Raw genomic sequence first — 22,397 nt, forward strand, 5'->3', positions numbered from 1 at the left:
GGAGATTATTCGCTGGTTGCGCAAAAAATCTGCGCGGGATGCGGTGGCCGGTGGTCTGCCTGCAATCTATCCCCGGCTCTGGCGGTTCTGTCTGGTCCTGACACGCGATCGCGCGATGGCCGAGGATCTGGCCCAGATGACTTGCGAACGCGCGCTCATCCACGCCGACAAGTTCACGCCCGGCTCGGATCTTGCTTCATGGCTTTTCACCATGGCGCGCAATCTGTGGCTGAATGACATCCGCGCTGCCAATGTCAGGCGCGGGACGGGCACCGTGCCGGTTGAGCAAAGCGGTCTGACGGACGAAAAACCCGATATCGAAGCGAATATTCTCGCCCGTGAAGTGTTTGACATTATACAGGCCCTGCCTGAGGCACAGCGTCTCACAACACTGCTTGTTTATGTCGAAGGGCATACATACCGTGAAGCGGCAGAGATACTGGATGTGCCGATTGGAACGATCATGAGCCGTCTGGCAAGCGCCCGTAAGGCGGTGACACAGGTGGTCGAAGGACAGGAAAAGACAGGTGAGTGACGATCAGGGTCAGATCACAGATGCCGAACTGACCGCCTATCTGGATGGAGAGGCGGATGCTGCCTTGACTGCCCGCATCGATGCGGGCCTGGCGGTGGATACAGCATTGGCACAGCGTCTTGAGGCCTTGGCCGGGGCAGGCAATGCCATCAAGGCGGCGTTTGATCTTGACGGCCTCGACCCGCCTTCCTTCCCATCCGCTGGCCTGCAACCTGAACCCCGGCGGCTCAGCACGGCCCTGATACCACTGGCAATTGCGGCGTCTTTCGCCATCGGCATGGTCGTAATGTCGCTGTTGCGCCCGGCACCCACATGGGTCGACACGATCGCCTCCTATCACGCGCTTTACGTGACCGAGACGCTCAGCGGTGCCGACCAACCGCCGCAGGCATCCGATGCAGTGCTGCAATCGGCGCAAGAGATGCTTGGCGTCGATCTGCGCCCGGCCACATCGCTGCCGGGGCTCACCTTCAAACGGGCGCAGATCCTGTCGATCAACGGTCAGCCGCTTTTGCAGATGGCCTATCTTGATGAGGGTGGCCTGCCTTTCGCCTTTTGCGTAACGCTGCCGGGTGACGCGGACCGCGATGACCTGCAACGCATGTCGCATGACGTCGCCACCAATAGCTGGGTGACGGATGGTGTCGGCTATGTCTTGGTAGGCGGCGGCGATATCGCGCGGGTATCGGATTTATCAGCGGTGTTGCAGCGCCAGCTCTAATCCTTTTCCTCCACCTTAGCCCAAAGGTCGGGCCTGCGTTCGCGGGTCAGTTTCTCGGCCGTCTGGCGCCGCCAAGCCGCGATCTTGGCGTGATTGCCTGAGAGCAGGACATCCGGGATCGCATGCCCCTGCCATTCGGCGGGCCTGGTATATTGCGGATGCTCCAGCAGACCGGTGGAAAAGCTTTCCTCGACAGCACTTTCCGCATTGCCCAATACACCCGGCAGCAGGCGCACAGTCGCGTCGATCATCGCCTGTGCCGCGATCTCACCCCCCGTCAGGACAAAATCCCCTAACGAGACCTCGGCGATGCCAAAATGCTGCAAAACCCGCTCATCCACCCCTTCGAACCGCCCGCAAAGCAGCGTCACACCATCCTGCCGCGCCCAGTCACGCGCCATCACCTGATCAAACGGGCGCCCGCGCGGCGAGAGATAGACAAAAGGCATCACCCCCTTGGCGGCAGCACGCGCCGCGACAATCGCGCTTTCCAGCACATCGGCGCGCAGCACCATACCCGCGCCACCCCCGGCAGGTGTGTCATCCACATTACGATGCTTGCCGATCCCATGTTCCCGCAGATCATAAGTCTCCAGCCGCCACAAACCGTCCTGCAAAGCCTTGCCGGTAAGGCTTTCGCCCAGCACACCGGGAAAGGCCTGCGGGAACAGCGTGATGATTTGCGCCGTCCATGACCCTGCCAGATCCGGCTTGTCGGTCATCAGCTCACGTGGTTTCAGGGTCGGGCGCACCGCGATACGACCGGCCGATTTTGGGGCCTTCTCTGTCATGCGGCCCTGATAGGGGATCGCGGCGCGGATGAAAACTTTCTCTTGCAATGCGAAAGCCGACACCTTACCTGCGCAATCTCACACCAGAGGATACCGTCATGACAACGGTCTTGGAAAATCTGACCTTGCGCGCTGCATCAGCCCCGGCTGCTGTAAGCGAAGACGCATGGGAAATTGACCTGCCTCTGTGAGTGACATTCCCGGAGGCTGACGGCCTCCGACACGGTTCCGCAATGCAACCCCGGATGGCCGAAAGCCCGCCGGGGTTTTTCATTTCGGGCCTGAAAACCCGAACCCAGAATTTGGCGCGCCAGATGCCAATGGCCGCTCGTGCCCCGCTTGGCCAGCGGGGTGCGGGCGGCGCTCGTAGCGAAGAAGGAGACAGTAAAATGGCTACGAAACTGAACATGAATGTCGGCACCATCGGTCACGTCGACCATGGGAAAACGACCCTGACCTCGGCACTCACGCAAGTGCAGGCCACCCGCCTTGGCGGACAGGCGCTGTCGTTTGAGCAGATCGACAAAGCGCCCGAGGAAAAGGCGCGCGGCATCACCATCAACACATCCCATGTGGAGTATGAATCCGACAGCCGGATCTACGCCCATATCGATTGTCCGGGCCACGCCGACTATGTGAAAAACATGATCACCGGCGCGTCACAGATGGACGGGGCGATCCTGCTTGTGGACGGCACGGAAGGTGCGGCCAAGCAAACGATCGAGCATATCCTGCTCGCCCGTCAGGTGAACGTGGGCCACATGGTGGTCTTCGTGAACAAGATGGACATGTTGAGCGAAGCCGAGCGTGCGGACATGGCCGAACTGATCGAGATGGAAACCGGCGCACTGCTCGAAGCGCAGGGCTACGCGAACACGCCTTTCGTCTTCGGCTCTGCCTTGCAAGCGCTTGAGGCCGCTTTGGCGGGCAACATCGACGCCCCAGAGGTGGAGTGTGTGAAAGCCTTGGTCGATGCCATGGACACTCATTTCCCGATCCCTGTTCGGGATTATGACAGCCCGTTCATGATGCCGATTGAGGCCGTGCACACCATTCCGGGCCGCGGCACGGTCGTCTCTGGCCGGGTCGAGCGTGGGTCCGTCAAGGTGGGTGAGCCGGTAGAAATCATCGGTCTGTCCAATGACGGGGCCGAGGTCATCGTGACCGGCACGCAGGCCTTCCGCAAGGACATCCCGGAAGCACGGGCTGGCATGAATGTCGGCCTGCTCTTGCGGGGTCTCAAGCGGGATGAGGTCCAGCGCGGCCAGATCCTGTCCGCACCTGGCGTGATCAAACCGTTCACGCAAGGCCGGGCCGAGATCTTCGTGCTGAACGCCGATGAAGGGGGCCGTCACACGCCCTTCTCTACCGGCTACGCGCCGCAATTCTATTTCGGCGTGACCGATGTCAGCGGCGTGGTGAACGTGATGGACGACCTGCCTGTCATGCCCGGTGACAGGGCCGAGGTCGGGTTTGTCCTTCACAAGCCCGTGGGTATCGAGCCCGGCATCCGCTTCGCCCTGCGCGAAGGCGGGCGCACCGTGGGCGCTGGTGTCGTCACTGAGGTGACGACCTGAAAGCGTTTTAAAAACAATGCCATGGCCCCGGTTTCGGCTGGGGCCATGGTCTCTGCGGTGGGGTCAGAACAACCCGTCAGGCGGGTCTGCGATGATCCGGCCTGCGCCCAGATCGACCGTCGGCACAATCGCCTGAGTAAAGGGCAATAGCACCGTATCGGACGCGCCGGGTGCTGCGATCTCCAGAAGATGGCCTGCCCCGTGATCAACCACATTGCGCACAACACCCAGTGTGGCGCCGCCCGTATCCAGCACGGTCAAGCCAATCAGATCGGCATAGTAAAACTCATCATCCGGCAGCGCGGGCATGTTCGCCCGATCGGCATAAAGAGACGTATTGCGCAGCGCATCAGCCTCTTCCTTGGTAACGATGCCATCGACGCGCGCGGTAAATCCATTCTTGGTCTGCCCGGTCAGCACGATTTGCGCAAAGCTGCGACCATCCTCGGTATAAAGCGGTACGTAATCAGCAATCGCGGCAGGATCGGCACAGAAGGATTTCAGGCGCACTTCGCCATGGACGCCAAACGCGCCACTCAAGCTCCCCACGACAACATAATCGCTCATTCCGGCTCCATCCCGACGCAGACATCCATGATCCACAGGCTGCCAATGGCCTCGCAGGCCTCCCGCGCATTGCCGCGTTCAAACAGCATGCCCGCCACGAAGGCCAGCATCACCAGGATGATCGTGCGCAACAAGCGGAACATGTGGGCGCCTGTGACAGGGAACGGGCCGCCCGATCACAACGGGCGACCCACATGTCTTACTCTTCAGCCGCAGCTTCTTCTGCAGGTGCTTCCTCGGCAGGGGCGTTCGTTGCTTCTTCAGCCGCCTTGGCCTTCTCTGCCTTCTCTTCAGCACGCGCCTGAGCCGCTTTGCCCGGCGTCCCTTTCTTGGGGTTGTTACGCTCTTTCTTGGGCATCTCGCCTGCCGCTTCCAGCATGCGGGCCACACGGTCAGTCGGCTGCGCGCCTTCACCCAACCAGTACTTCACGCGCTCCATATTCATCTTCACGCGCTCTTCGCTGTCTTTGGGCAGCATCGGGTTATAGGTGCCGAGCTTCTCAATAAAACGGCCATCACGCGGCATGCGGCTGTCAGCAGCCACAATTGCGTAGAAGGGACGCTTTTTTGAGCCGCCACGGGCCAAACGGATTTTCATAGCCATCAGATTTTCTCCTTAAAGATGGGTGTGAGGGGGCTGCCCTCAGGATTGGTGTTGTTTGTGGTGTTGGATGACTTCCTGAATGATGAAATTCAGGAATTTCTTGGCGAATTCCGGGTCAAGATCGGCCCGCTTCGCAAGATCGGTGAGCCGCGCGATCTGCGTTTCTTCACGCGCGGGGTCGGAGGGGGGCAGGTCGTGTTCGGCCTTCAGGGCACCCACAGCCTGCGTGTGCTTGAACCGCTCGCCTAGAGTATAGACGAGGATGGCATCAAGCCGGTCAATGCTTTCGCGATGACCTTTGAGGATGTCTGCAGCACGGGTGACGGCGTCTGTCATGGCCGATCCTCCAGATAATGTCGGTAAACGTAAGTGTCATTGTTCAATGCGGCCTCTGCCTTGGGGTCGCGAACCCCGCCCAGGCGCTCTGACACGGCGGCAGAACGCGGATGGTTCTTGCCCATATAGCTGACAACGGATGTACGCCCCTGACTGGTGGCAAACCGCATTAACGCGGCCCCGGCTTCCGTCGCAAAACCCTGGCCTTCGGCAGCGGCGGTCAGCATCCAGCCGATCTCAACCTCAGGGTCGCCCCATTCATGGTCGATGCTGGCAAAGCCGATCAATGTGCCGTCATTCGTCTCGACCGCAAACAACCCAATGCCGCGCAGCATCCAGCTCGCCAGCATCTGGTTGTAATCGAGCCAGGCATCTTCGTCCGAGCCTGCCTCACCGTCGCCCGGCCAGCGATCAGAGTGATAAATCTCTTCATAAGCCGCAAAGTCTGCGATCGTGGGCGCGCGCAGACGCAAACGTGCGGTCTCAAGCACAGGCACGATGGCTGCGAAACGTGCCGTAAGCGCTGCCGCTTCACCTGTTGGAGGGGTGAGCCAAGGTCTCATGCCGCTCTCCGCTGATGCCGAAAGACGTAGGTATCATCGCCATCCCCGTCGGCCTTGGCCGCATGCGGGTCCCGCACACCGCCCAGTTTCTCGGCCACGCGGATTGATGGGGCATTGTCCACATCGATGTAACTGACGATGGAGGGCAGATCGGTCGTCGCAAAGGTATGATCCAGCATGGCCCGTGCGCCTTCAGTGGCCAGACCCAATCCTTCGAACCCGTCAAAGACCTGCCAGCCGCATTCGGGTTCGGGGAAGTGGGGTGGATGTATCAGCCCGACCCCCCCGGCGAGCCTGCCGTCATAGACCATCGCCAGAGTCCCAAACCCGTAAAGCGCCCAGCTGGCGATTTCAGTCGTGAACCAGGCCCAGGCTTTGTCGCGGTCAAAGGGACCTCCCATATAAACGCTCCGCTCCGAGGCCATGAAGGCCGCATAGGCGTCAAAGTCGCCGCGCGCATGGGGGCGTAATGTCAGCCGCTCTGTGTGCAGGGTCGGGATCATCGCAGATCCTCCGGCGCCGGATGCCGCCAGATATGCATGGTGCCCAGCGTCTCATGCTGGAAGGTCTTCTCAAACTTACAACCCATCCGTTCACCCAGCGCGACCGAGCGTGTGTTGGCGGGATCAATCAGACTGATCGCAGTCGTCCAGCCGAGCGTGTTATAGGCGTAATCACGCGCCGCAAGCGCCGCTTCATGGGCGATACCGCGCCCTTCACCAGCCTCAAACACCGACCAGGCAATCTCTGGCTCTGGCCAGTCTTCGGGATAAAGCAGGCCAACAATGCCAAGCGGCTCATCTGTCTCGCGGTCGGCGACGATCCAGCGGCCATAGCCGCGCAAACGCCAATGCCCGATGATTGCGCATAACTGCTCGAAAGCCTGCGCGCGCGTAAATGGCCCGCCGAGGAACTTCGCACGGTCCGAGCCGCGGAAGGCCGCATAAGCGTCAAAGTCGTCCCAGGTGGGCGCGCGCAGCGTCAGCCGTTCGGTATGCAGAACAGGGATCATGCGGCGGCCCTTTCATGGCGATAAACGAGCGTGCCCGGCATGGGTGACGTCGCCGCCTTGTCCAAAACCGCCCCCAGCTTTTCGGCCAAGCGGATCGAACGGGCATTGGCCGGGTCAATGTAGCTGACGGCGGTTGTCCAGCCCAAAACATCAAAGGCGTGGGTCAGGCTCGCGCGGGCGGCTTCTGTGGCAAAGCCTTTGCCTTCGACATCCACCGAAAGCATCATCCAGCCGATCTCTTTCTCCGGCCAATGCGGCGGATGCCACGGCCCGATAAGGCCGATGATGGTGTCGCTGTCGCGGAATGTCACAGCCCAAAGACCCGCGTCATACATCTGCCAATGGCCAAGTTCGGCTGCGAAGGCTTTCCAAGTCGCGCCCAGATCGCCGCTGCTGCTGAAATAGCTTGCGCGCTCCGACATCATGAAATCGCGATAGACGGGCCAATCAGCGGGGATTGGGCGGCGCAGGATCAGGCGTTCGGTTGTCAAGGGGGCGGTCATGCAATCGCCTCCGCCGCCTGTTTCACGGCCCGTGGATCGTCATGCGACAGATGGCGGAAGATGATGACCTTTTCGCCATCCACCACGTCACGCCGCTCCTCCATCGCGCCCAGACGGGAGGCCAGTCGGAGCGAACGGAGATTGTCGGGTGCAATCAGGGAAATGAGCGGTTGTAGACCAAGTGAACGCCCCGCCCATTCACGCACGGCACAGGCCGCTTCAAACGCATAGGATTTACCCTCAAAACCGTCAAACATGTGCCAGGCCAACTCTGGCTGCGGCCATTCGATGTGGTTGATGACGCCCACACGGCCTGCGGCCATGCCGGTTCTGCGTTCGGCGACCGTGAAAAACCCGTAGCCGTGCCACTGCCAATGGCCGATGCCTGCGATAAAGCCGCGCCAGGCATCGCGTTCAGTGCCTTTGCCGCCGACAGTAGCCATACGCTCAGACCGGGTGACCCACGCGGTAAAGGCCGCAAGGTCCCGTTTCTGCGGGCCGCGCAGTTCAAGGCGCGCTGTGGTGAGGGTGGGTGCGGGGGTCATCGTCTGATCCAAAGGACGCGCTGACGCGCGACATCATTTTTGGACGGGTGCCCCTGCGGGACCGCAGGGAAAGCGGCGCGTTTAGGATACCTTCGGCGAGAGTATTTGGGGCGAGATGATAGCATGGCGTTACTTCTTCTTGTCAAAGCCCGACAAGCCGGGGGGCAGTTGCATGGCTCCGCCGCCGCCTAGACCGGGCAGGCCACCGGCGGGCATCTTGCCTTGCAATTCCTTGGCGGCTTTCGCCATCGCCTCTGGGTCATTCATATCAGGCATGCCGCCGCCTTTGCCGAACATGCCTTTCATGGCCTGTTTCAGCATGCCGCCCTTGCCCATCTTTTTCATCATGCCCGCCATCTGCTTGTGCTGTTTCACAAGGCGGTTGAGTTCCGACACTTCCAGACCGGCGCCCTTCGCGATCCGCTTCTTGCGGCTTGCGGCGAGCAGATCAGGGTTCGCCCGCTCGGCCTTTGTCATCGAATTGATCAGCGCGATCTGGCGTTTCAGGATCCCGTCATCGAACCCTGCCTGATCCATCTGCTTGGCCATTTTGCCCATGCCCGGCATCATGCCCATCATCCCTTCCATGCCGCCCATCTTCATCATCTGTTCCAGCTGCATTTTCAGGTCGTTCATGTTGAACCGGCCCTTCTGGAACCGGCGCATCATCTTTTCGGCTTGCTCGGCCTCAATCGTCTCTTGGGCCTTCTCAACAAGGGCCACGATATCGCCCATTCCGAGGATACGGCCCGCGATCCGTTCCGGCTCGAACGTCTCAATCGCGTCCATCTTTTCGCCAAGACCGACAAAGCGAATGGGCTTGCCCGTAATCGCCCGCATCGACAGCGCCGCACCACCGCGCCCATCGCCATCCATCCGCGTCAGGACAACGCCAGAGACGCCGATCTTGTCGTCAAATTCCTGCGCGACATTCACCGCGTCCTGACCGGTCAGGCCATCAACGACCAAAAGCGTCTCGCGTGGGTTCGCCACATCACGCACTTCAGCCGCCTGCGCGATCAGCTCCTGATCGATATGCAGGCGCCCGGCCGTGTCGAGCATATAGACATCGTAGCCACCCAAAGAGGCCTGCGTCTTCGCTCGCTTCGCGATCTGTACTGGCGTCTCACCTGGCACAATCGGCAGCGTATCCACCCCGATCTGACCGCCGAGGATCGCCAATTGCTCCATCGCTGCAGGGCGGTTGGTATCGAGCGAAGCCATCAGCACCCGCTTGCCCTCACGATCCTTCAGCCGTTTGGCCAGCTTGGCGGTTGTCGTCGTCTTACCCGAGCCCTGCAAGCCGACCATCAGGATCGGGGCCGGCGGGTTATCAATCTTCAACGCGCCCGGATCGTCATCACCCGTCAGCACATGTTTCAACTCATCATGCACGATCTTGACGACCTGCTGACCCGGCGTGATCGACTTCGTCACCGCCTGACCGGTCGCCTTTTCCTGCACGGCTTTGACGAAATCGCGGGCGACGGGCAGGGAGACGTCGGCCTCCAAGAGCGCCACCCGTACCTCGCGCAGGGCGGTCTTGACGTCATCCTCGGACAGCGCACCCTGCTTGGTGAGCCGGTCAAAAACACCGGACAGGCGTTCAGAGAGATTTTCAAACATCGGCCAAAGCCCTCATCGTCGTTTCGGTTGCCCTGCCAATATAAGATGGCAAAGCAAAAAGCAGTAGCGCCCCCGTGGGCGCGACGCGCTGACGGAGGGCGATCCCCTTGATTTCGGGGACCGGAAAGCTGACGCTATCCGGGTGTTGTGGGGCGTTTACGCTTGCGCGGTGGGTGAGTCAACATCCGACGACATCCACTCATTGATTGTATTCGCAAGATTGTAGGTTGTGCGTTCGCTTGAGCGCCATCCGGGAATTTTTTGGATTTTGGGCGTGTTCTCGGTCGCGAATATAAGCACCAGCTTAGGCAGAGGTTTTCCGGGTCCTACGGCATGTAGAAGCTGATCCTGCTCAGTCAGTTCTTCCCAAACATTCGCCTCAACAAGGTGGCGCAACTCGAATTATGTTTTGTGGCTCTTGGTCAAGGTGCGGCGTTTCAGGACGATCTGTGAAGTTCCTCGGTCAAAACTTAGATCAACAAGGTCAACCAATTCCTCGGGTTTCACCATCCAAAAACCAATGGAAAGGAAAAACATCACGGCTAGCTGGACAGCATCGCCATTGACAAGGGCGACCCACCAACTTCCAAGCAAAGTTGCAATTAAAATCAAAAACCCCACGCACAAAGTCCATGGAAAGAAGCGCAGGTGCAGTTGTTCTGTGGTGTTCCTTACGACTTTCATCAATCGTTGCTCATAAGCACCATCACGCTCCGCATCGGACGTTGCGCTATGCGCCAAGTTCGATCCATCTCACCGGAAGTAGTGATTCCGACTTATTGATTCAACCAACTGTTGATAGCATCAGCGGCATGGATTGTCGTGTTGCTGGTGTAGAAATTCGTCGTCAGCGGGTGCCGCCCCGCATCCATCCCGCGATCCAGCACAAGTGCGACCCGGCGCTCGGTCAGGTTGATCTTGTGTGGACGCATGTCGAGATCTGCGTAGCTCAGATCGCTCAGGGGATGCCGCACGCGTTCGCGGCCTTTCAGGGAATAGCGCTTGATCTCAAGCAATCCGGCGTCGCGGTCCAGCGCCACCTCGTCAATCTGCGCTTCGCGGTTCAATTTGTACCCGAGCCAAGCCGCAATGAGGTAGCCGAAAACGGCACCGACGAAATTGCCGTCATAAACGCCAAGCGATGCCGCACCGAAGATCGTCAGAAACAAGATACCCAAAAAGATGATCCCGATATGCGGAAGCGATCTGAGGACCAGCCGTTGCGGCGTATTTTTGATAACCTTCAACTTGCTGACGTGTGGGTAGCTACTTACCGGATCAGCTGCAAAGGCTGCGCGCGATAGGCCCATGCCACCGTCGCTGTAGCGACAATCAACACAAACATGTGCCAATAGGGCGGCCCGACCCAGATCAGTAGTGCGCTCAGCCCTATCAGCATCGTCGCCAGCAATAGCAGTCCCGCATATCCTTCCGCGCCACGCACCCACAGGAGGCCAGCGCCCGCGACCTCGACGGAGCCCGTGATGTAGCGGGGGAACTGGCCAAAGCCGATGGCCTCGTAAATGCCCACATCCACATGGTAGCCGAAGAGCTTGCGCAGGCCGAAATAAAGGAAAGCGACAGTCAGGGCGGCGCGCAAGGCGGTGAGCGGTGAAATTCGTGTCATGGCGCAGAAGTAGCGTGACATCATAAATGTCCAGCCGATGCGTTGCGCATCTTCGGGCATGGCACCTATACCCTGCCGGAAGGGGGCGACTATGCGCGATGCAGATGAAAATGGTTGGGTCAGTTCGGCGGAGGCCTGGATCACCCGCAGCGCGGATGGCGGAGATTTCTCGCGCCGGCATGTGCTGGACGCGCCGATGATGGAGCGGGCCGAGGTCTTGGGCGGCGGTGATGCGCTTGATGTTGGTTGTGGTGAGGGGCGGTTTTGCCGGATGCTGCAGCCTTTGGGCTTTCGGACGATCGGGCTTGATCCTGTTCCCGCGATGGTGAGTGCCGCGCAACAACAGGACGCGGACGGCACCTATGTGCAGGGGTTTGCCGAAGCTTTGCCTTTTGTCGACGCCAGCTTTGATCTGGTCGTGAGTTACCTGTCGCTGATCGATATTGACGACGCTGAAACCGCGATTGCTGAAATGGCCCGCGTGCTACGCCCAGGCGGGCGAGTCCTCATCGCCAACTTAGCGAGCTTTGCTACGTCCAGTTACATATTCGGAAAACGCCGTTGTGCGGACACAGGTGAGCAATTGCGCCCGCTTGGACATTACTTACGCACCGAGAAGATGTGGTTCGCATGGGATGGGCTGCGCGTCCAGAACTGGCACCGACCGCTTTCGCATTACATGCAATGGTTCGTCGCGCAGGGTCTAGCGCTGACCCATTTCGATGAGCCGCAACCGACCACTGGCCCGGCGGAGCGCATCGCATCCTATCAAGAAATGCCGTACCTGATGATGATGGAGTGGCAGAAGCCGCCTAAAGCCCCACAAAATATCGAATGATGAACGCGTTTGCGAGGTCGACAAAGAAAGCCGAGACCAGCGGCAACACAATAAAGGCAAGCGGTGCCGCGCCGTAGCGTTTTGTCACTGCGGACATGTTTGCAATCGCCGTAGGCGTGGCCCCAAGCGCAAACCCCGCAAAGCCTGAACTCAGCACGGCGGCCGTGTAAGTTCGGCCAATTGCTCGGAAAACAATCAACAGGATAAACGTGACCGTCATGATCACCTGAAGCCCCAATACAACCAGCAAGGTGCCTCCCAGGTCGGCCAGCGACCAAAGCTGCATGCTCATCAGCGACATGGCCAGAAAGATCGACAGGCTGTAATCGGACAGGACCGCCAGTGCCCGGCTGCCCGTTGGCCAGGTGATCCACGGTACGACGTAGGGCACAGTGTTCGACATAATGATGCCCACCAACAGGCACGGCACGAAAAGGGGCAATTGCAGCCCCATTTCGAGAATGATCTGATGCGCGATGAACCCTAGAAAGATCGCGATATGCGCGGCCAGTGTGGCGCGCATGAGGCTGATATGGTTGACGACGTCCGCAGGCTCGCCTTCTTCTTCGAATTCCAGCCCGACAACAGGGTCGACGTCATGCGGCCCTTCCAGCCCGTTCTTGTCGATCAACTGCTTGGCAATCGGACCGCCAATCAGGGCCGCGATAACCAGACCTAATGTTGCAACGGCGATCCCGACCTCATCGGCGGCGGCAAATCCGGTCGCCGCCTCGATCTGCGGCCCCCAGGCAATCGCAGTGCCATGCCCGCCAATAAGTGATGCCGATCCCAGAAGAACGGCCAGCGGTGTCGGCAGATCGAACAGCAACACTCCGGCCAGTCCCACAAGATTCTGCAGCACCATAAAGCCCAGCGTCAGACACAAGAGGATGACCAGCAGCTTGCCGCCCTTGAACAAATCCGCAATGCGGGCATTCAGCCCGATGGTCGAGAAAAACAGCACCAAAAGATAGTCGCGGACGGCGAGGTCAAAAATGATCTGCCGCCCTGTCAGCGCGAAAAAGCCCCAGGTGATTAGGGCAACAGTAATCCCGCCAGAGACGGGCTCGGGGATGTTGTAATTCTTCAGAAATCCAACGGCGCGGGTCAGAAACGCGCCAAGGAAGAACACGATCATGCCCAAGGTGACGGCGATAAAGGCCGGAACAACGATATCCATATCTCGCTATCCTGTCAGTCCTGTTTGACCGGCTCATGACGTAGCGGTCCGCGCAAGACAAGGGGGATGCAGGATATGACCCCAAGGGCCCCGTATGGGGCCCGAGCGATAAGGTGGTGGGAACAGATTTCTAGGCCGCCTCTGCCACCAATTCCTTGGCCACGTGTACGGTGATATCGTCGATGCCGATAAAGCGCAGCACTTGTCGCAAATGCGGTGTCGCAAAGTCCAGGCCGCTATCAACCGGAACGCCGCCAGAGGCGACAGCGACAACCGCACGTTTGCCGTCCAGCAGACCGATGGGGCCGTTCTCCGTATAGCGGAAGGTCACGCCGGGGCGTGCGACCAGATCGATCCACGCCTTTAGCGATGCGGGCATGCCGAAATTGTACATGGGCATGCCGATGACGATCGTATCGGCCTCTTGCAATTCGGCGATCAGTTCGTCGGACAGCGTCAAGGAAGCGGCTTCGACATCGGTGCGATCAGCTTCCGGCACCAGGCGGGCCTTGATCCAGGTGTCGTCAACCTGGGGCAGGGGCGTTGCGGCCAGATCGCGGCGGATGACGCGGGCGGGTGCAAGATCAGCCAAGAGCTGCGCAGTTGCGGCCCGGCTGACGGATGCATCGGTTGTGCCTGACGCATCGATGTGAAGGATAGTTCCAGTCATTGCGGTTGCTCCTGAGGATGTGAACATGACCGGAAAGGTAGCTGTTGCATTCGCGAACAAAATAGCCGAATTTCAACACCAGATGTTTGCAGGCGCACAGAGAATCCATGGAAAACTGGGACGAAATCCGCACCGCGTATCAGGTCGCACGCAAGGGAACCGTCAGTGGTGCTGCAGAGATGCTGGGCGTGCACCATGCGACCGTTATTCGCCATATTGACGCGTTGGAACAACGCCTCGGCGTCAAACTGTTTCAGCGGCATGCACGTGGCTACACCGCAACCGAAGCGGGCCAAGATCTCTTGCAGGTCGCGCAAGCCACTGATGATCAGTTCACCCAGCTTGCCGGCCGGATCCGTGGGCAGGGCGAAGGCGTGTCGGGTGACCTTGTCATCACATCGCTTGACCTTTTCTCTGGCATGCTAACGCCCATCATGGTCGCGTTTCAGAATGAAAACCCGGAGGTGAATATCCGTTATCGCACCGGAGATCGCGTGTTCCGGCTGGAATATGGCGAGGCGCATGTGGCGATCCGCGCAGGCTCCATGCCGGAAGAGCCTGATAATGTGGTCCAACCCTTCATGTCGCAACGCATGTCTTTGGTCGCGTCTGAAGCCTATATCGCGCGCCATGGCCGCCCCGGGGGTATTGAGGACCTGCCCAACCACAAATTCGTGGTGTTCGACAACGAAAAGTCGCGTGCACCGTTCGGGATATGGCTGCGCGAACGCGTCCCGGAGGAAAAGTTCACCTACCGCGCCACCGACAACCGCAACATGCTTGATGCGATCCTTGCCGGTGCCGGTCTGGGCTTTGTGATCTCACAAGAGTTGGATCATCATCCCGAACTGGTCGAAGTGGTCCCCAGCGATGATGGCTGGTCAGCGCCACTCTGGCTTGTCACCCATGTGGATCTGCATCGCACAACCAAGGTTCAAGCGTTTCTGAAGTTCCTCAAAGCGCATTTCAAACAGAACGCGGCCGCATGACACCTGCACAATTGGGGCATCTGGCGATGCTTCTGTTCTCGCTTCTGGTCGCGGGATCCTTTGCTTTGGGGGCACTGGTGGCAAATGAGATTGCGCCGCTGGCACTGAACGCGGTGCGCTTCTGGATTGCGGCGGCGGTCATTGGTTTGGCGGTGTTTATGACGACGGGTTTGCCTGCTGGGGCCACAAAGGCGCCTTGGCGCTACATCGCGCTGGCTGGGTTTTTTACGACCTATTTTGTCCTGATGTTCGAAGGGTTGAAGACTGCCCCTCCGGTGAGTGCGGCCGCGGTCTTTACCCTGACCCCGATCCTGTCGGCAGGCTTTGGCTGGTTGATCCTGCGTCAGGTTTTGACCCCGCGCATGGGCCTCGCACTGGCTATCGGTGCAGCAGGTGCCGTCTGGGTGATCTTTCGCGCTGACTTACAGGCAATCCTGCAGTTTCGGGTCGGGCAGGGGGAGGTCATCTATTTCTGGGGCTGCGTGGCGCATGCGATCTACACGCCGCTTGTCCGCAAGTTGAACCGGGGCGAGCCTGCGATTGTCTTTACCTTTGGCGTGCTGCTTGCCGGGGCGGTGATGCTGACAATCATCGGGTGGCGTGATCTGCAGAGCACTGATTGGGGCAATCTTCCCGCGCTGGTCTGGATCACGATCCTTTACACCGCGATCTTTGCCAGTGCGGCAACTTTTGTCTTGCTGCAATTCGCGACGCTACGCCTACCAAGTGCCAAGGTGATGGCCTACACCTATCTGACGCCAAGCTGGGTCATTGTCTGGACGCTTTTGCTAGGCAGCACCGCGCCGCCCGCGCTTGTGCTCGCTGGCGTTGGTTTGACGGTGATCGCGTTGATCCTGCTGCTGAAAAACGAGGAGGACTAGCCGATTTCCTTGGCCAGAAACGCCTCGAACGCGTCAAGGTCGATCGCATCCATTTGGCCGAAGGCCTGCATCCAGACGGATGCCTCGCGCAGCGCGTCCGGTTCCAGTTTGCACCACTTCACGCGGCCCCGCTTTTCCTGAGAGATCAGGCCCGCCGCCGTCAAAACCCCCAAATGCTTTGATATTGCCGCCAAAGACATCTCAAACGGTTCGGCCACGTCTGTAACGGCCATGTCGTCCTCAAGCAGCATCGCAAGGATCGCGCGGCGCGTCGGGTCGGCAAGGGCGGCAAAGATGATGTCAAGCGGTTCGGCCATGACCCGATGTGCTATCAGCCAAAGCCGGGCCAGACCAGCATTTCATATCAGCGGACGGTCGCGGCTTTCGGACGGCCAGACAAAGCGATGGCGTTCCAGTTCTGCCCCCGACAGGCCGATATCGCGTGCAGTTCTGTCACTTATTGCCTTAGGGAGTACCGTCCGATCCGGGCGGACCCAGATGACAAAGCGTTGCCATGCGGCTGCCAATGCAGCCGTTGTTTTTCTCAGCATCTCTTCAGCTTTCAAGTAGGTTCACCAGAGAATATCGGTCGAATCTCTGTTCCAATCAAAGGCCGTTTCTTGACAAGACATGTGCCAAAAAGGCACATAATGTTATGCCGCGCTCCCTTCCCCCGCTAAATGCCCTCCGCGCCTTTGAGGCGGCGGGGCGCCATGAAAGCTTTAGCGGTGCTGCCGAAGAACTGAACGTCAATCACTCTGCCATTAGCCGCCATGTGCGTGGGCTTGAGGATCGTCTGGGCGCGCAGTTGTTCCGCGATCTGCCGCGCGGTGTGGCGCTCACGCAGGCCGGTGCACGTTATCTGGCGGCGATCACGCCCGCGCTGGACCGCATCGCCGAGGCGACCGAGGTGTTCCATCAACGCCCGGCCGGGCAGGTGACCGTTGACGCTGAGCCGCTTTTCACGATGAAATGGCTCGTCCCGCGGCTTGGCGATTTCTATGCCCGTTTCCCGGATGTTGAATTGCGGCTGCAAGCCAACAGCGAGCTTGCGGATCTGAGCCGCTATGAGGCGGATGTGGCCCTGCGCTTTTTCCATGCTGGGCCAGCAAACCAGGCAGCACCGCTTTTAAGCGATGCGCCGCTTTATCCCTTTGCCGCGCCCAAACTCGTGCCCACACCTCTGTCGCCTGAGGAATTGCTGAAATTGCCGCTGTTGCGTGACCGGCGCGAAGATACTTGGCGCCATTGGGCGAGACTTGCCGGGTGTCCTCCGCCAGCGGCGGCGGCGTCAGATTGGCGCATGCGCGCGCGGTTGGCTTACGAATCTGCGCTTGCAGGCCATGGCGTCATTCTCGCCTCCAGCGAGTTGGCGCAGACCGATCTGGCCGAGGGGCGTCTTGTGCAATGCTCTGACATCGGCTTTCGCATGGGCAGTTATCATCTCGTGCTGGCCGAGGGCGTATTGCGGCGCAGTGCCGTGCGGTTGTTCCGTGATTGGCTGCTTGATCAGAGTGCGGCGCTGCGCTCAGGCAAGCAATAGTCAACTGATCAGTTGAATATCGGTCAGCGCCGAAGATGCCTTGTTTGCACGGTCAATAGTATCTCAGGTGGCCATAAATTTATATAAAAATCAGTATCTTGGCTGTCGATCTGCCGCGCTTGACTCTCTGTTGTCTGCCACCTAGACCATCCCCAACCTTTCAAAGGGTCCTGACACATGGTCGATGGCGATGAAGCCGACCGCCTGAAAGCACTTGAGGCGAAAATAGCCGCGCTGAAAGAGCCGGAAACGGTCAAGGATCATTCGGAAGAACACTATTCCCAGGCGCAATTGGCCTGGCGCATGGTGATAGAGCTTGTGTCCGGTCTGGGGATCGGATTTAGCATCGGATATGGGTTGGACAGCCTGTTTGGCACCCAACCGTTTTTGATGGTGCTGTTCATATTCTTTGGCCTCGCCGCCGGTGTTCTCACCATGATGCGGTCCGCCAAAGAGGTGCAGATGAAGCAGCAAGCCGCTGCTGAAGAAGAGGGTGACGCGCGTGGCGACTGAAGATAGTGAAGCTGGTGGTCTGGTCTTTCATCCGCTGGATCAGTTTATCGTCAAACCGCTTTTCAGTGACGGCCCTGTCGCCTGGTACACGCCAACAAATGTGACGCTGTGGATGGCGATCTCGCTGCTTGCCATCATCGGCGTCTTTGTGCTGGGCAGCCGAGGGCGGGCCATCGTACCGACGCGCTTGCAATCGATTGGTGAGCTGATTTACGGCTTCATCTACAAGATGGTTGAGGATGTCGCGGGCAAGGATGGCGTCAAATACTTCCCGTACATCATCACGCTGTTCCTCTTCATCCTGTTTGCCAATTATCTGGCGCTGATCCCGACCTCCTACAGCCCGACCTCAATGATTGCGGTCACGGCCGTTCTGGGTTTCGGGGTATTCATCGCAGTGACGATACTGGGTTTTGTGAAGAACGGCGCATCCTTTCTGGGGCTCTTCTGGATGTCGGACGCGCCAGCGATCCTGCGCCCGATCATCGCGGTGATTGAGGTTATTTCCTACTTCGTGCGCCCCGTCAGCCATTCCATTCGTCTGGCAGGCAACATCATGGCCGGTCACGCAGTGCTGAAAGTGTTTGCGGGCTTTGCCGCGCTGACACTGGTCAGCCCCCTCGCGATCTTTGGGATCGTGGCCATTTACGGGCTTGAGATGCTGGTCTGCGGCATCCAAGCCTACGTTTTCACCATTCTGACATGTGTCTATCTCAAGGACGCACTTCACCCGCATCACTAACAACGTGGGCGACGCCCACACGACACTCAACTTCCAATCGTAAGGAGAATTCACAATGGAAGGCGAACTCGCACATATCGGCGCTGGTCTGGCTGCAATCGGTTCTGGTGCCGCTGCTATCGGTGTGGGCACCGTGGCTGGTAACTACCTCGCGGGTGCTTTGCGCAACCCATCCGCTGCTGCCGGTCAGACAGCAACACTTTTCATCGGTCTAGCCTTTGCCGAAGCGCTGGGGATCTTCGCGTTCCTCGTCTCGCTTCTTTTGATGTTCGCCGTCTAAGACAGCGACCCATATCCTTACGACCGGCTGATGTGTTAAATATCAGCCGGTAAATTCCCAAGGTATTCGGGGGCCATCATGGCAACAGAAACAACAGACGCCGCAGGAGTTTGCGTTGATGCAGGGGGATCCGCCCTTGGCATGCCGCAACTTTGCGCGGACTGGATGCCCAACCAGATTTTCTGGCTGCTTGTCACGCTCGCAGCCATCTATTTCGTGATGTCGCGCATTGCATTGCCACGCATTGGCGCGGTTCTGGCGGAACGCTCAGGCACGATCACCAATGACATCGCCGCGGCGGAAGAACTGAAGCTGAAGGCGCAAGAGGCGGAAGCTGCGTACGAAAAAGCGCTGGTCGACGCCCGCACCGAGGCGGCCAAGATCGTCGCAGAAGCCAAGGCCGAGATTCAGGCAGAGCTTGATGTGGAAATGCAAAAGGCCGACGCAGAAATCGCCGCAAAAACCGCCGAGAGCGAAGCCGCGATTGCAGAAATCCGCGACGGTGCTGTGAAAAGCGTGACGGAAGTTGCGATGGATACCGCAAAGGAATTGGTCGCGGCTATGGGCGGATCAGCTGATGCCAAGTCCATTTCAGATGCCGTCACGGCACGGATGAAGGGGTAAGCGCCATGCGATTGACACTCTCAACCCTGCTCGTCCTGGCTGCATCGCCCGCGCTAGCAGCTGACAAACCGTTCTTCTCGCTGGCGAATACCGACTTTGTCGTAACGATCGGCTTTCTCGTCTTCATCGGCATCCTGCTTTATTTCAAGGTGCCGGGTTTGGTGGGGGGCTTGCTGGACAAGCGGGCTGAAAGCATCAAGGCAGAGCTCGATGAAGCCAAGGCCTTGCGTGAAGAGGCGCAATCATTGCTGGCCTCTTACGAGCGCAAGCAGAAAGAAGTTCAGGAACAGGCAGAGCGCATCGTGGCATCGGCCAAGGAAGAGGCGACAAACGCCGCCGCCGCCGCCAAGGATGAGATCGCTGCGTCGATCACCCGCCGTCTCGCCGCTGCCGAAGAACAGATCACAAGCGCGCAATCGTCTGCCGTGAAGGAAGTGCGTGATCAGGCCATTGCTGTTGCCGTTGGCGCTGCCAAGGACGTGATGGCCAAGCAGATGGATGCGAAATCAGCTGGTGCATTGATCGACGATTCCATCGCCGTTGTCGCGGAACGCCTGCATTAAACTGATTTGAGTGACAACCAGAATGCCCGCATGCCATCCGGCTTGCGGGCATTTTGTTGGGTGCCTTATGGTCTTCCGAGTTCGTGCTCAAACCGCTTTTGCGAATAGACCTCGTTTTGGTCTGCTTTTCTTTGCTGGTTCAGCGCCTCGTCAACGAAATCGAGGTGCTTTTCGACCGCACGTCGCGCTGCCGCCGGATCGCGTGCCTGCAGCGCGATGTTGATCTGCCGGTGCTGGTCGAGCAGCATGTCGCGGGTCGTGCGCTGTTTGAACATGATCGAACGGTTGTAAAACACGCCTTCACGCAGCAATTCGTACATCGAGCGCATCATGTGCAGCATGATGATGTTGTGGCTGGCTTCGATAATCGACAGGTGAAAATCGGCATCCAGATGCGCCTCATCCGCCGGATTGCGCTTTTGGTGGGCCGACTCCATCTTTTGGAAGATCGTGTCGATTACCTTCAGGTCGGTATCGCTTGCAAGCTTAGCTGCACGCTCTGCCGCCAGCCCCTCCATATCACGGCGAAAGCTGATGTAGTCAGAGACGGCCTGCTCATGTGTTGAGAACAGCTTAACGAGCGCCGGCGCAAAGGCAGAGCCCAGAACATCGGCCACATAGACGCCCGCACCCGCCTTGGTGGTCAGAAGCCCCCGTTCTTGCAGGTCGCCCAAAGCTTCACGCAGGGAGGGGCGCGAGACATGCATGCGCTCGGCCAGTTCCCGTTCAGAGGGCAACCTTTCGCCGGGGCGCAGGATGCCCCGCAGGATCAGCCCCTCAATCTGCCGGATGACCCCGTGTGATAGTTTTTCCTGTTGGACTGGCTCAAAGGGCATTTGCTCTACCTTGCTTTATTGGTCAAAGGATATGACCAATTTGGCAGGCCGACAACAAAAAAGGGGCCGCAAAACTGCGACCCCTTTGGAGGTTTTGTGTCGCTTAGTTCGGTGTGATCACAATCTCAACGCGACGGTTGGCTTGCTTGCCGGCGGCAGTCTGGTTCGAGGCGACGGGCTGGTTTTCACCCGCACCCAGCGAGCGGACGCGGCTGGGCGATACACCACCACTGAGCAGGACAGAGGCCACGGCCTGCGCTCGTTCCTGCGACAGATTCTGGTTGAACGCTGCAGGGCCGTCGCTGTCGGTATGGCCGATGACATTTACTGTCGTGTCGGGGTAATCGTTCAGCGAATTTGCTACGATAAGAAGCTCACGCCGAGATACGTCAGAGATTGCCGTGCTGTTGACTGCAAACAACAGATCTTGCGACAGCACAACGCGCAGATCGCGACCGTTGTTGGAAACGCCCACATCCTGACGCAGGGCGCGACGCAGATCCTCGGCCTGACGGTCGAGGCTGTTGCCAACACCAGCGCCGACACCGGCACCAAGGGCCGCGCCGATAAGTGCGGCCTGATTGCGTTCACGGATCGATCCGTCGTTATTGGCCAAGGCGCCGACCAGCGCACCGCCCGCTGCGCCGATCAAGGCGCCCTGCTGGGTATTCTGGTTGGCGTTTGGTCCCGTCGGGTCACATGCGGCAACAAAGGTCAGCGACGCAGCCGCCAGCATGAGTGGGAATTTCGTAAAGGTCATGGTTATGGTTCCAGTCGATATGGGTGCGCAAAATGCGCGATTTGGATAGCACAGCTTATGCGCAATTTGGCAGTGATATCCAATAACGGCGCGGTGATTGGCGAGCTTTAGCCAGTTTTAGCTCACACCCGCCGACACATCCGCGCGCGCGCCTTCCCATGCGAGCATCGCGCGCTTGACCGGCAGCCCCCAATGATAGCCGCCTAAACCCCCCGATTTGCGTAAAGCCCGGTGGCAGGGGATCAGCCAACTGACCGGATTGCGCCCGACGGCGGTGCCCACCGCTCGGACGGCTTTGGGGCGTCCAATGGCCTGAGCAATCTCGGAATAGGTCGTGACATGACCCGACGGGATGGCCAAAAGCGCCTCCCACACCTTTAATTGAAAGGGTGCTCCGATCATATGCAGCTTCGTCTCACCGCTCATGCCAAGTGCGGCTGTGGCCCAAGGCTGCAGAAAGGTCTGGTCTTCGACGAAGGTGGCCTTGGGCCAGCGCGATTTCAGGTCGGCCATGGCGGGCTCAGGTCCAGCCTCGGCGGCGAAGGCGATGCCGCAAATACCGCGATCCGTTCCCATGACCAAAGCGGGGCCAAAATGGCTCTCAAACCAGCCCCAATAGATGGTCAGATCCGCGCCGTCGCGAGCATAGTCGCCGGGGCTCATCGCCTCCCACCTGACGAAAAGGTCGTGCAACCGGCCTGACCCAGACAGGCCGACCGCATGGGCGGTTTCCAGCGTCGTGAATCGCTCTTTCAGCAGCGTCTTGGCATGGGCCAGCGTCAGGTATTGTTGATACCTTTTGGGTGAGACACCCACCCACGATGAAAAGAGCCGCTGAAAATGCGCCGGGCTCATGTTCATGTCCGCCGCCAGATCGGCAAGCGTGATTTGTGTTTCGCCCGCCGCATCAATCGCTTCGATGGCGCGGCGCATGACCTGATAGTGATATGTGTCAGTCTGTTCCATACCGT

33 protein-coding genes are annotated in these 22,397 nt (G+C 59.2%); 12 read left to right on the forward strand and 21 right to left on the reverse strand.

All coding sequences use genetic code 11. The features are described from left to right. The first annotated feature begins 16 nt into the window (after positions 1 to 16). Both SLH49_RS03845 and SLH49_RS03850 read left to right on the forward strand, forming a co-directional pair. Entirely contained in the window at positions 17 to 535 is a 519-nt protein-coding gene (locus SLH49_RS03845; protein ID WP_320238223.1) for an RNA polymerase sigma factor, read from the forward strand. Beyond that, entirely contained in the window at positions 528 to 1,256 is a 729-nt protein-coding gene (locus SLH49_RS03850; RefSeq protein ID WP_320267840.1) for a hypothetical protein, read from the forward strand. Before SLH49_RS03845 ends, SLH49_RS03850 begins: the two co-directional genes overlap by 8 nt. Here the strand turns inward: SLH49_RS03850 and trmD are convergent. After that, positions 1,253 to 2,047, reverse strand: a complete 795-nt coding sequence (trmD, locus tag SLH49_RS03855; RefSeq protein WP_320268512.1) for a tRNA (guanosine(37)-N1)-methyltransferase TrmD — start codon at positions 2,045 to 2,047, stop codon at positions 1,253 to 1,255. The two genes, SLH49_RS03850 and trmD, sit on opposite strands and share 4 nt — an antisense overlap. 389 nt (positions 2,048 to 2,436) lie before the next feature. Between trmD and SLH49_RS03860 the strand changes: the two genes are divergently transcribed. Further along, positions 2,437 to 3,624 (forward strand): elongation factor Tu, encoded by a 1,188-nt coding sequence (locus SLH49_RS03860; protein ID WP_320267841.1) that lies wholly within the window; start codon positions 2,437 to 2,439, stop codon positions 3,622 to 3,624. A gap of 63 nt (positions 3,625 to 3,687) precedes the next feature. On the opposite strand, the gene rimM is transcribed toward SLH49_RS03860, so the two are convergent. The 13 genes from rimM to SLH49_RS03925 form a co-directional block, all read right to left on the reverse strand. Continuing rightward, positions 3,688 to 4,191: a ribosome maturation factor RimM gene (rimM, locus tag SLH49_RS03865; RefSeq protein ID WP_320267842.1), complete on the reverse strand. Its 504-nt coding sequence runs from the start codon at positions 4,189 to 4,191 to the stop codon at positions 3,688 to 3,690. Beyond that, a complete protein-coding gene (locus SLH49_RS03870; RefSeq protein ID WP_320238219.1) occupies positions 4,188 to 4,334 on the reverse strand; it encodes a hypothetical protein in 147 nt (48 codons plus the stop codon). Before SLH49_RS03870 ends, rimM begins: the two co-directional genes overlap by 4 nt. A gap of 56 nt (positions 4,335 to 4,390) precedes the next feature. Further along, complete coding sequence (gene rpsP / locus SLH49_RS03875; RefSeq protein ID WP_320267843.1) at positions 4,391 to 4,795, reverse strand: 30S ribosomal protein S16; 405 nt, start codon at positions 4,793 to 4,795, stop codon at positions 4,391 to 4,393. A 39-nt stretch (positions 4,796 to 4,834) separates the two neighbouring features. After that, complete coding sequence (locus tag SLH49_RS03880) at positions 4,835 to 5,131, reverse strand: chorismate mutase (RefSeq protein WP_320267844.1); 297 nt, start codon at positions 5,129 to 5,131, stop codon at positions 4,835 to 4,837. Further along, complete coding sequence (locus tag SLH49_RS03885) at positions 5,128 to 5,694, reverse strand: GNAT family N-acetyltransferase (RefSeq protein ID WP_320267845.1); 567 nt, start codon at positions 5,692 to 5,694, stop codon at positions 5,128 to 5,130. Before SLH49_RS03885 ends, SLH49_RS03880 begins: the two co-directional genes overlap by 4 nt. After that, entirely contained in the window at positions 5,691 to 6,197 is a 507-nt protein-coding gene (locus tag SLH49_RS03890; protein WP_320267846.1) for a GNAT family N-acetyltransferase, read from the reverse strand. Before SLH49_RS03890 ends, SLH49_RS03885 begins: the two co-directional genes overlap by 4 nt. Continuing rightward, positions 6,194 to 6,706, reverse strand: a complete 513-nt coding sequence (locus SLH49_RS03895; protein WP_320267847.1) for a GNAT family N-acetyltransferase — start codon at positions 6,704 to 6,706, stop codon at positions 6,194 to 6,196. Before SLH49_RS03895 ends, SLH49_RS03890 begins: the two co-directional genes overlap by 4 nt. Continuing rightward, positions 6,703 to 7,209, reverse strand: a complete 507-nt coding sequence (locus SLH49_RS03900; RefSeq protein ID WP_320267848.1) for a GNAT family N-acetyltransferase — start codon at positions 7,207 to 7,209, stop codon at positions 6,703 to 6,705. Before SLH49_RS03900 ends, SLH49_RS03895 begins: the two co-directional genes overlap by 4 nt. After that, entirely contained in the window at positions 7,206 to 7,754 is a 549-nt protein-coding gene (locus SLH49_RS03905; protein WP_320267849.1) for a GNAT family N-acetyltransferase, read from the reverse strand. Before SLH49_RS03905 ends, SLH49_RS03900 begins: the two co-directional genes overlap by 4 nt. Before the next feature lie 129 nt (positions 7,755 to 7,883). Continuing rightward, on the reverse strand, positions 7,884 to 9,380 hold the full coding sequence (ffh, locus tag SLH49_RS03910; RefSeq protein ID WP_320267850.1) for a signal recognition particle protein: 1,497 nt from the start codon (positions 9,378 to 9,380) through the stop codon (positions 7,884 to 7,886). 402 nt (positions 9,381 to 9,782) lie between these two features. Then, entirely contained in the window at positions 9,783 to 10,121 is a 339-nt protein-coding gene (locus tag SLH49_RS03915) for a hypothetical protein (RefSeq protein WP_320267851.1), read from the reverse strand. A gap of 35 nt (positions 10,122 to 10,156) precedes the next feature. Next, entirely contained in the window at positions 10,157 to 10,627 is a 471-nt protein-coding gene (locus tag SLH49_RS03920) for a hypothetical protein (RefSeq protein ID WP_320267852.1), read from the reverse strand. A gap of 23 nt (positions 10,628 to 10,650) precedes the next feature. Further along, positions 10,651 to 11,067, reverse strand: a complete 417-nt coding sequence (locus SLH49_RS03925; protein WP_320267853.1) for a hypothetical protein — start codon at positions 11,065 to 11,067, stop codon at positions 10,651 to 10,653. A gap of 31 nt (positions 11,068 to 11,098) precedes the next feature. Here SLH49_RS03925 and SLH49_RS03930 point away from each other — a divergent pair, with 31 nt between their 5' ends. Continuing rightward, positions 11,099 to 11,845, forward strand: coding sequence for a class I SAM-dependent methyltransferase (locus tag SLH49_RS03930; RefSeq protein WP_320267854.1), 747 nt, complete (start codon positions 11,099 to 11,101; stop codon positions 11,843 to 11,845). Here the strand turns inward: SLH49_RS03930 and gltS are convergent. Together gltS and SLH49_RS03940 are read right to left on the reverse strand one after the other, a co-directional pair. Then, a complete protein-coding gene (gene gltS / locus SLH49_RS03935) occupies positions 11,820 to 13,025 on the reverse strand; it encodes a sodium/glutamate symporter (protein ID WP_320267855.1) in 1,206 nt (401 codons plus the stop codon). The genes SLH49_RS03930 and gltS overlap by 26 nt on opposite strands. 130 nt (positions 13,026 to 13,155) lie before the next feature. Further along, entirely contained in the window at positions 13,156 to 13,695 is a 540-nt protein-coding gene (locus SLH49_RS03940) for an FMN-dependent NADH-azoreductase (RefSeq protein ID WP_320267856.1), read from the reverse strand. 107 nt (positions 13,696 to 13,802) lie between these two features. Here SLH49_RS03940 and SLH49_RS03945 point away from each other — a divergent pair, with 107 nt between their 5' ends. After that, the gene (locus SLH49_RS03945; protein WP_320267857.1) at positions 13,803 to 14,684 is read left to right on the forward strand and encodes a LysR family transcriptional regulator; all 882 of its coding nucleotides are present in this window, start codon (positions 13,803 to 13,805) and stop codon (positions 14,682 to 14,684) included. Next, the gene (locus SLH49_RS03950; protein ID WP_320267858.1) at positions 14,681 to 15,565 is read left to right on the forward strand and encodes a DMT family transporter; all 885 of its coding nucleotides are present in this window, start codon (positions 14,681 to 14,683) and stop codon (positions 15,563 to 15,565) included. Before SLH49_RS03945 ends, SLH49_RS03950 begins: the two co-directional genes overlap by 4 nt. On the opposite strand, the gene SLH49_RS03955 is transcribed toward SLH49_RS03950, so the two are convergent. Continuing rightward, positions 15,562 to 15,882: a metalloregulator ArsR/SmtB family transcription factor gene (locus SLH49_RS03955; RefSeq protein WP_320267859.1), complete on the reverse strand. Its 321-nt coding sequence runs from the start codon at positions 15,880 to 15,882 to the stop codon at positions 15,562 to 15,564. The genes SLH49_RS03950 and SLH49_RS03955 overlap by 4 nt on opposite strands. Positions 15,883 to 15,924: 42 nt before the next feature. Continuing rightward, a complete protein-coding gene (locus tag SLH49_RS03960; RefSeq protein ID WP_320267860.1) occupies positions 15,925 to 16,116 on the reverse strand; it encodes a hypothetical protein in 192 nt (63 codons plus the stop codon). A gap of 104 nt (positions 16,117 to 16,220) precedes the next feature. On the opposite strand from SLH49_RS03960, the gene SLH49_RS03965 reads away from it, so the two are divergent. The 6 genes from SLH49_RS03965 to SLH49_RS03990 all read left to right on the forward strand — a co-directional run bounded on the left by SLH49_RS03965 (position 16,221) and on the right by SLH49_RS03990 (position 19,830). Beyond that, complete coding sequence (locus SLH49_RS03965; RefSeq protein WP_320267861.1) at positions 16,221 to 17,108, forward strand: LysR substrate-binding domain-containing protein; 888 nt, start codon at positions 16,221 to 16,223, stop codon at positions 17,106 to 17,108. 177 nt (positions 17,109 to 17,285) lie between these two features. Next, positions 17,286 to 17,621: an AtpZ/AtpI family protein gene (locus tag SLH49_RS03970; protein ID WP_320267862.1), complete on the forward strand. Its 336-nt coding sequence runs from the start codon at positions 17,286 to 17,288 to the stop codon at positions 17,619 to 17,621. Then, complete coding sequence (locus SLH49_RS03975; protein ID WP_320238197.1) at positions 17,611 to 18,363, forward strand: F0F1 ATP synthase subunit A; 753 nt, start codon at positions 17,611 to 17,613, stop codon at positions 18,361 to 18,363. The genes SLH49_RS03970 and SLH49_RS03975 overlap by 11 nt, the downstream gene beginning before the upstream one ends. Positions 18,364 to 18,418: 55 nt before the next feature. Then, entirely contained in the window at positions 18,419 to 18,643 is a 225-nt protein-coding gene (locus SLH49_RS03980; protein ID WP_008233394.1) for a F0F1 ATP synthase subunit C, read from the forward strand. 78 nt (positions 18,644 to 18,721) lie between these two features. Further along, complete coding sequence (locus SLH49_RS03985) at positions 18,722 to 19,267, forward strand: F0F1 ATP synthase subunit B' (RefSeq protein ID WP_320238196.1); 546 nt, start codon at positions 18,722 to 18,724, stop codon at positions 19,265 to 19,267. A 5-nt stretch (positions 19,268 to 19,272) separates the two neighbouring features. After that, positions 19,273 to 19,830 (forward strand): F0F1 ATP synthase subunit B, encoded by a 558-nt coding sequence (locus tag SLH49_RS03990; RefSeq protein ID WP_320267863.1) that lies wholly within the window; start codon positions 19,273 to 19,275, stop codon positions 19,828 to 19,830. A 65-nt stretch (positions 19,831 to 19,895) separates the two neighbouring features. Here the strand turns inward: SLH49_RS03990 and SLH49_RS03995 are convergent, their stop codons facing one another. The 3 genes from SLH49_RS03995 to SLH49_RS04005 form a co-directional block, all read right to left on the reverse strand. Then, complete coding sequence (locus SLH49_RS03995; RefSeq protein ID WP_320267864.1) at positions 19,896 to 20,666, reverse strand: FadR/GntR family transcriptional regulator; 771 nt, start codon at positions 20,664 to 20,666, stop codon at positions 19,896 to 19,898. A gap of 103 nt (positions 20,667 to 20,769) precedes the next feature. Beyond that, positions 20,770 to 21,426 carry an OmpA family protein gene (locus SLH49_RS04000; RefSeq protein ID WP_320267865.1) on the reverse strand — a complete coding sequence of 219 codons (657 nt, stop codon included), beginning with the start codon at positions 21,424 to 21,426 and terminating at the stop codon, positions 20,770 to 20,772. Positions 21,427 to 21,543: 117 nt separating this feature from the next. Beyond that, complete coding sequence (locus tag SLH49_RS04005) at positions 21,544 to 22,392, reverse strand: bifunctional helix-turn-helix domain-containing protein/methylated-DNA--[protein]-cysteine S-methyltransferase (protein WP_320267866.1); 849 nt, start codon at positions 22,390 to 22,392, stop codon at positions 21,544 to 21,546. Positions 22,393 to 22,397 lie beyond the last annotated feature (5 nt).

Origin of the sequence: Cognatiyoonia sp. IB215446, assembly GCF_033963825.1 — a bacterium.
Taxonomy (GTDB): domain Bacteria; phylum Pseudomonadota; class Alphaproteobacteria; order Rhodobacterales; family Rhodobacteraceae; genus Yoonia.

Bases quoted from the DNA above. Each gene is read 5' to 3' on its own strand.
- trmD (WP_320268512.1), bottom strand. From the start codon at position 2,047: ATGACAGAGAAGGCCCCAAAATCGGCCGGTCGTATCGCGGTGCGCCCG.
- SLH49_RS03860 (WP_320267841.1), top strand. From the start codon at position 2,437: ATGGCTACGAAACTGAACATGAATGTCGGCACCATCGGTCACGTCGAC.
- rimM (WP_320267842.1), bottom strand. From the start codon at position 4,191: ATGAGCGATTATGTTGTCGTGGGGAGCTTGAGTGGCGCGTTTGGCGTC.
- SLH49_RS03870 (WP_320238219.1), bottom strand. From the start codon at position 4,334: ATGTTCCGCTTGTTGCGCACGATCATCCTGGTGATGCTGGCCTTCGTG.
- rpsP (WP_320267843.1), bottom strand. From the start codon at position 4,795: ATGGCTATGAAAATCCGTTTGGCCCGTGGCGGCTCAAAAAAGCGTCCC.
- SLH49_RS03880 (WP_320267844.1), bottom strand. From the start codon at position 5,131: ATGACAGACGCCGTCACCCGTGCTGCAGACATCCTCAAAGGTCATCGC.
- SLH49_RS03885 (WP_320267845.1), bottom strand. From the start codon at position 5,694: ATGAGACCTTGGCTCACCCCTCCAACAGGTGAAGCGGCAGCGCTTACG.
- SLH49_RS03890 (WP_320267846.1), bottom strand. From the start codon at position 6,197: ATGATCCCGACCCTGCACACAGAGCGGCTGACATTACGCCCCCATGCG.
- SLH49_RS03895 (WP_320267847.1), bottom strand. From the start codon at position 6,706: ATGATCCCTGTTCTGCATACCGAACGGCTGACGCTGCGCGCGCCCACC.
- SLH49_RS03900 (WP_320267848.1), bottom strand. From the start codon at position 7,209: ATGACCGCCCCCTTGACAACCGAACGCCTGATCCTGCGCCGCCCAATC.
- SLH49_RS03905 (WP_320267849.1), bottom strand. From the start codon at position 7,754: ATGACCCCCGCACCCACCCTCACCACAGCGCGCCTTGAACTGCGCGGC.
- ffh (WP_320267850.1), bottom strand. From the start codon at position 9,380: ATGTTTGAAAATCTCTCTGAACGCCTGTCCGGTGTTTTTGACCGGCTC.
- SLH49_RS03925 (WP_320267853.1), bottom strand. From the start codon at position 11,067: ATGCCCGAAGATGCGCAACGCATCGGCTGGACATTTATGATGTCACGC.
- SLH49_RS03930 (WP_320267854.1), top strand. From the start codon at position 11,099: ATGCGCGATGCAGATGAAAATGGTTGGGTCAGTTCGGCGGAGGCCTGG.
- gltS (WP_320267855.1), bottom strand. From the start codon at position 13,025: ATGGATATCGTTGTTCCGGCCTTTATCGCCGTCACCTTGGGCATGATC.
- SLH49_RS03940 (WP_320267856.1), bottom strand. From the start codon at position 13,695: ATGACTGGAACTATCCTTCACATCGATGCGTCAGGCACAACCGATGCA.
- SLH49_RS03945 (WP_320267857.1), top strand. From the start codon at position 13,803: ATGGAAAACTGGGACGAAATCCGCACCGCGTATCAGGTCGCACGCAAG.
- SLH49_RS03950 (WP_320267858.1), top strand. From the start codon at position 14,681: ATGACACCTGCACAATTGGGGCATCTGGCGATGCTTCTGTTCTCGCTT.
- SLH49_RS03955 (WP_320267859.1), bottom strand. From the start codon at position 15,882: ATGGCCGAACCGCTTGACATCATCTTTGCCGCCCTTGCCGACCCGACG.
- SLH49_RS03960 (WP_320267860.1), bottom strand. From the start codon at position 16,116: ATGCTGAGAAAAACAACGGCTGCATTGGCAGCCGCATGGCAACGCTTT.
- SLH49_RS03965 (WP_320267861.1), top strand. From the start codon at position 16,221: ATGCCGCGCTCCCTTCCCCCGCTAAATGCCCTCCGCGCCTTTGAGGCG.
- SLH49_RS03970 (WP_320267862.1), top strand. From the start codon at position 17,286: ATGGTCGATGGCGATGAAGCCGACCGCCTGAAAGCACTTGAGGCGAAA.
- SLH49_RS03980 (WP_008233394.1), top strand. From the start codon at position 18,419: ATGGAAGGCGAACTCGCACATATCGGCGCTGGTCTGGCTGCAATCGGT.
- SLH49_RS03985 (WP_320238196.1), top strand. From the start codon at position 18,722: ATGGCAACAGAAACAACAGACGCCGCAGGAGTTTGCGTTGATGCAGGG.
- SLH49_RS03990 (WP_320267863.1), top strand. From the start codon at position 19,273: ATGCGATTGACACTCTCAACCCTGCTCGTCCTGGCTGCATCGCCCGCG.
- SLH49_RS03995 (WP_320267864.1), bottom strand. From the start codon at position 20,666: ATGCCCTTTGAGCCAGTCCAACAGGAAAAACTATCACACGGGGTCATC.
- SLH49_RS04000 (WP_320267865.1), bottom strand. From the start codon at position 21,426: ATGACCTTTACGAAATTCCCACTCATGCTGGCGGCTGCGTCGCTGACC.
- SLH49_RS04005 (WP_320267866.1), bottom strand. From the start codon at position 22,392: ATGGAACAGACTGACACATATCACTATCAGGTCATGCGCCGCGCCATC.